The 2,316-nt window shown below is 50.9% G+C and carries 1 protein-coding gene; it reads left to right on the plus strand.

Going from position 1 to position 2,316, the window contains the following annotated elements:
- The first annotated feature begins 721 nt into the window (after positions 1-721).
- Positions 722-2,125, plus strand: a complete 1,404-nt coding sequence (locus LJF34_RS28740) for a transposase (RefSeq protein ID WP_231190431.1) — start codon at positions 722-724, stop codon at positions 2,123-2,125.
- Positions 2,126-2,316: the final 191 nt, after the last annotated feature.

Here is a 2,316-nt window from a genome sequence, read left to right on the forward strand (position 1 = left end):
CAGAAGTTGAGACTGGTGCTCTCAATGCATAGAAATCGGTATGAGCGAGTGTTTTATTATGCTTTGACAAAAATTATCAACGTATGATTTCACGACGAAATGCCCTTGCTGGTGCCCTCGGTGTGTGCGTGCCCACAGCAATCCTCTACATTGATGGGTACTGGAATGTGCAGTTAGCCGTCCTAATTGCGGCTGTCTGGGGACTCGCTGGGTGGTCCCTCTCTCGGTATGTCTCGGTGTGGAAACAAATGGATACTAAAACAAGTATCTTGATTGTTTTTCTATTCGTAGCTGTCCCTCAATTTGGGATCCATGCAGATCTCCCTATCCCAGCCGATCTCCGGATTGCACTCTGGTATCTCTTCATGGGAGCTGGTCTCTCTTTCTGGGGACTAGGTGTAAAAACGGCATCGAAGACATCATCTAATCAGCATCAGCGATCTCCCACCTCGGCCGACTAACAGTGTCTACGCCTCGGTCTCGACGCAGTGTCTTTCGAACGATCGCGACCACCTCACGGAACCACTGGCCAGTCTACGATACGACATTACTGTACGATCGCAGTTCTCTTGGTGCACTCGGAGAGGATATCCGGACTGTCGCTGCAGCTTGGTTCTCGCACGAGGCGCACGATTCAGTTGATGATTTGGTGTGTGAATTACCACTGCAATACGTCAATTTTGATGTTCACGACCGATATAGCGGATCGACAAAATTTGGAATGAGCCTGCTCTTCCGCGTGTTTCTGCTCAAGGAAGTCCATGGATGGGAACACGAGACAGCACTCCTCGAGTACCTCGCACAACAGCCTTCAACCCAGCACCAACTCGGATTCGAGACTCTTCCCAATCAGTCGACGCTGTGGCGAACGTGGCACTACCGCTTCCCGACCGATTTGAGAGAGACGATCACCGAGAGCGCACGAACGATTCTCAAACAGGCGGATCGAAGAAACGTCGAAACTCCACGTACACCAGCCCAATCCTCCAGCTATCATGTCGTAGATAACGAGAACGACTTCGGTAGACAAACGCTACTCGATAGTGCTGACAAACTCACAGACGACCTTGTACGAGTCGTCTATCCTGCATTCTCGCTCGGCCGTAATTCACACTGTGAAATTCACGCAAATGCATTCTGGGATTTGCAGACGTATCTTGGCCTTCGCGAGAATTTGGCAGCCAATGAAGGCGCACGGAGTTTCACACTTGAATCCCGGCGAGACCGAACGCCACTCGGACATACTCATCGAACGCACCTTCGTGACCTTTCTATCGACGAAATTCGTGAGATGTATTGTGAGGCAATTGGCCGGTTACTAGATCGAGTTGCCGAAACAGCTGCATTCCATCGGGCTGGCATCGTCGCGATCGACACGACTGAAGATAACCCATTTACAGGAGATCGTACCGGACATGAAGAGGAGATTCTCGGGACAAAGGACGGTGAATACGCCTATCAGTGGGCGACGATCCAGCTCGTCGGCAATGCGGTACCAATTGTCTTAGACGCTCGCCCGGTTCGAAAGGGTGACTCTCGGTTAGAGATTGTGCGAGATCTCTTAGATTCCGCTCAAGAGCACGTCATCGTCGATAACGTCCTGATGGACCGAGAGTTCGATAGCCAGCATATCTTGGAGGAGATTGATCAGCGCGGGCTCCGGTATGTTGTACCAAAACGAATGCAGACGAGCGAGCAAGCCCAAGCACAGCGGTTGCTGCAGTGGGATCAGGATCAGTACGTGACAGACCGGAATCTTCTGCTGAACGACGATGAAAGGCACGAAACAACACTGATCTACCGACGCAGGGACAACTCCGAGCGGACGGATTATCGGCAGTATTCGGTGTTTATGACGAATGGTGATCCCAGCCTGTTACGCGAATATGACTATCGCTGGGAGATTGAGAGTGGGTATAAGAGCGTCAAGCGGTTCATGGCGGCCACAACCTCGAAAAATTTTGTGCTGCGATTCTTCTACTTCGTGTTTGCATGTTTGCTGTACTCGATTTGGCGTGCCGTTGATTTGCTAGTACAGATCGATGTGACCGGCGAGTACGAACGATCACCGATTGTGACGGCGAACACAGTTCTCACGCTGCTAAAGCGGACTGGAATTGGCTAGGGATCCTGTTTCAAGGCAATAAACGTTGGGTGAGCAGCGGCAGCTCTGGTTCGAATCATCGTTAATTCGTCCAATAGTTAGTAGCCTGACTAGAAGCGGCATCTGTGGTTCAGTTTGAGACGCTTGTAGAGGGTGGATTGTCCCAAATCGTGCATTCTAGGGTTGCTATTACCTGTGTAGTCTCATCTTCA

Origin of the sequence: Haladaptatus sp. DYF46 (assembly GCF_021083305.1) — an archaeon.
GTDB lineage: Archaea > Halobacteriota > Halobacteria > Halobacteriales > Haladaptataceae > Haladaptatus.